Here is a 3675-nt window from a genome sequence, read left to right as displayed (position 1 = left end):
GTCAGGAAGCCGTTGTAGCCGCCCGCGCTGGCGGCGTTCTCGCCATTGAGCACGACGCCGTACTGGTCGAGACCCTCGGTAGAGTTCTCCCGTGTGGTGTTGGAGAAATCGGCGGCGATCAGCAGGCCCCAACGGCCATGGTCATTGAACGAAATGAGGCCATTGGCCTCAGGCCCCAAGTGGCTGGTGGTGCTGCCGCGCTCTCCATCGGCGGAATAACTGTAGGTGAATCCGCTGGGGAGATCCCAGGGACGATAAGTATGCAGGTCGATGGCGCCGCTGATGCCACCGTCGGTCTCGTTGGCGGTGGACGATTTGACCACGTCCACGCCGTGGAACAGCGTGGATGGCAACATGGTGAAGTCGGGCTGCTGCGTATCGATCTGGTCGGCCGTGATGAACACTTCGCCGTTCAACATGGTGCCGACCTGGGGCAGGCCGCGCACGTCCACCGAGGTACCCACGCCGGCATCGCGGTTGATCTGTACGCCGGTAACGCGCTGCAAGGAGTCGGTAATCGTGGTGTCGGGCAGCGCGCCGATGTTTTCCGCCGTGATGCTGTCTTGAATATTTGGAGCGTCACGTTTCAGGTCGATGGCGCGCTGCTGCGACGCACGTACGCCGGAAACCGTTACGGTCGACAGCGTGACGGCATTCTTGTCCGCGTCCGTGCCGGTGGTTTTCTTGGCGTCGGTTTTCTTGGTGCCGGGCGACGCTGGCGTCGGCGCGGTTTGCGCGGTGCTGACCTGCGTTGCCTGGCCATCGGCCGGCGCATCGGCGGATGTCGCCGCTGCACTCGTCGTCGACACGACGGCGAACAGCGACATGGTGACGGCGAACGACAATGGATGCTTGCGAAATACGGTGGACATGGGCCTTTAACCTCGTTGGTGTTGCCTGTCGAACCTCAGGTGCTCCGTGGAGTTTCAAAACGCGTGTAGCCCGGCGCTGCCTGCGGGTACGCACGCCGTCGTCATGCAATCTCTCGATGTCCCCGGCTTTGGCCTCCCAACCAAAGCACTCACGTGGTGTTATGGCGCGGGACGCCCGTCCCGCGCCCTGCTTATTTTGAAAACGTCATACGCGCCAAAGCCCACTGGCCATCGCGTGGATCGCCGCTGGCAAAGACGCACAGGTTGCGAACGCCGGCCCCCACCGGCGTGGCAAGCTTTGCTTCAAGATGGGTTTGCCCCGTTGCCTGCACCGCGCCCGCCAGCGGCAAGCTGGCCAGCAGCGGCCCGGTGCAGGAATCGGCATGGATCTCGAATTCACCGGCAGCGCTGGCCTTGTGACGCACGACCGCATCTTTGGCCTCATCGCCAAAGCGCCATGCGATGCGCGCGACCGTCAGCTCGACATGCTTGACGCCACGCAGTGGCGCCTGCGGCCACAGCCAGCACATGTTGCCGATATCCACGGCGTAGACCGGCCGCTGACCTTGCGCCGGCCTGCTGCCGTCCAGGCGCGAGGCCGGCTGGCTGGAACACGTCGCAAGCGCGCTGCCAGCGCGGCTCAGCAAGGTGCTTGCATCCAGTACCTGCGTGCGTGGCGCGGAGAGTTCAAAGCCGTCTGCCGCAAACGTTGCGGCACGCAAGCTTGTCTTGCCCGACAGCGTAAGCGGCTGCGTATACGGCGCAGAGTGATTGTTCGGGTCTGAGCCATCCGTCGTGTAGCGAATCGTTCCGAATGCCACCTGATTGGCCAGCGCAATCCGGAACGCGCCGTTGGCCGTCGCCGTTACGTTGAAAGCGGGTGCGAACGCACTGTCGGCATAGTCGATGCCGAGCGCGCGATAACGCGCCAGTTCGGCCGGCATCCGTTGCAGAAAACCGTTCCAGTCGTGCGAGCCTGGTGGTGACCAGCCAAGCTCCGACAGCGCCGCCATGCGCGGGAACACCGCGTGCTGGTCGTGCGCAAAGGTCAGCATCTGCTCGGTCCACAGGCCCGCCTGCACGCCGATGATGCGCCGGGCTTCGGCTGCGTTCGCGCCGTTGGGGATGACCACCGTGTCATAGGCTTGCCGCAACGTCGCTGCGGGCGGCGGGCCTGCCCATTCGTGGGGAAGGTCGGATTGATAATGGTCGAAGTACAGCGACTCCTGCGGTGTCATGACCACGTCGTGGCCTTGCTTGATCGCAGCGAGCGCCACGCGCTCGTTGTCGTTGCCGTGCCAGGACATCACCACTTCCGACGCCGGCAGCGTCGCGCCGGCGACCAGTTCATCATCCCAGCCAACCGGCGTGCGACCGTGTTGCACGAGATATGCGGCGACCTGGTTCGTGAACCATCCCTGCAACTGATCCATGTTCGCCAGGCCCAGCTTGTGCATCTGCGCGCGCACTTCCGGCGATGCGTTCCACTGCTGCTTGTCGGCCTCGTCGCCACCAATCGAGATATAGCGCGAGGGAAACAGCCGCATCACTTCATCGAGCACGTCATCGACGAACTGCAAGGTTTTTTCATCGGGCTTGAGCAACCACGGGCTGACGCCCCAGTCGGTCCAAACAGGCGGACGCTTGCCCGTGACGCCCAGCCACGGATAGGCGGCGATGGCTGCCTGCGAATGTCCGGGCAGATCGATTTCCGGCACCACCTCCACGTAGCGCTCGGCGGCATAACGCACGATGTCGCGCGCGTCGGCTTCCGTATAAAACCCGCAATAGGGCAGGGCGGTCGAACCGGTCAGTTCGCTGTCCAGGCCCACCGCCTTGCGGCATGCGCCGGTTTGGGTGAGCTCGGGGTACTTGGGGATCTCAAGACGCCAGCCCTGGTCTTCGGTCACATGCCAGAGCAACACGTTCAACTTGTGCAGCGACATCCAATCGATCAACTTCTTGATGTCGGCCACGCTCTGATAATGCCGCCCGGAGTCGAGCAGCAGCGCGCGCCATGCGAAACGCGGGTAATCGTCGATAACCCCATCGGCCACGGCGACGGGCGCGCCGCGCGTCCAGCCGGGCGGCGTCAGCAGCTGCCACAGGGTGACGCCGCCGTAAAACGCACCGCGCGGCGTGCGCGCGGTGACAAGGATGCCGCCGTCATGCACCGTGATGCGATAGCCGGCCTCGTCTGCGATATCGGCGCGAGGGTTCACATCGAACGTAATCGACGGATGCGCAGTACCCGTTGTCGCCACGCCCAGGTTCAAGCCGTTGGTGTCGGCCACCCGTTGCACGAACCGCTCGGCGATGGACTGCACCTGCTGGCGTTCCGCGCCGCGTACCGAAACTGTCGCGCCATTTGCAATATCGACTGCGCCAGACTCGGCGAGGCTGGCCGTTGCCGGCTGCGGCAGCAGTGACCATTTGGGAACAACAGGCGCTGCATGGACTGCGCATGCAGCCACCAGGCATGCGATCGCCATGCAACGGGAACACGTGAATGTCGAGAGATGGCTCATGCGCCCACACCGTTTGCCACGGCTTGCCGCGGCGCTCCCGACATGCCACGCCGGAGGTACCACTGCGCGGCGCCCTGCACACCATGACGGCCATGCTCCGTAACCCATACCGGCACCTGCGACAGCAGGGCGCGCGCGCTGCGTCCGTGCAGGAATCGCTCCTCGAACGCGCTGCGCTTGAGCAGGTCGAAGATGGAAGACAAGAAACCGCCGGCCAGATACACACCGCCTGTGGCCATGAACGCCATCGCGAGATTGCCGGTAAAGCTGCCGAG

General features: G+C 64.2%; 3 protein-coding genes. All 3 read right to left on the bottom strand.

Features of this window, described 5'->3' with window-relative positions:
* Nucleotides 1–872 (bottom strand): TonB-dependent receptor plug domain-containing protein (locus VMA74_RS13500; RefSeq protein WP_325367784.1); only part of this gene is annotated, 872 nt, incomplete at its 3' end.
* Nucleotides 873–1063: 191 nt separating this feature from the next.
* Nucleotides 1064–3364, bottom strand: a complete 2301-nt coding sequence (locus tag VMA74_RS13495; RefSeq protein WP_325367782.1) for a beta-N-acetylhexosaminidase — start codon at nucleotides 3362–3364, stop codon at nucleotides 1064–1066.
* Between the two features lie 32 nt (nucleotides 3365–3396).
* Nucleotides 3397–3675 (bottom strand): glucokinase (locus VMA74_RS13490; RefSeq protein WP_325367780.1); only part of this gene is annotated, 279 nt, incomplete at its 5' end.

It is taken from the genome of Dyella sp., assembly GCF_035508675.1.
Classification (GTDB): domain Bacteria; phylum Pseudomonadota; class Gammaproteobacteria; order Xanthomonadales; family Rhodanobacteraceae; genus Dyella_B.
The sequence above is the reverse complement of the archived record's forward strand: the minus strand, read 5'-3'. Positions and strand labels throughout refer to the sequence as shown.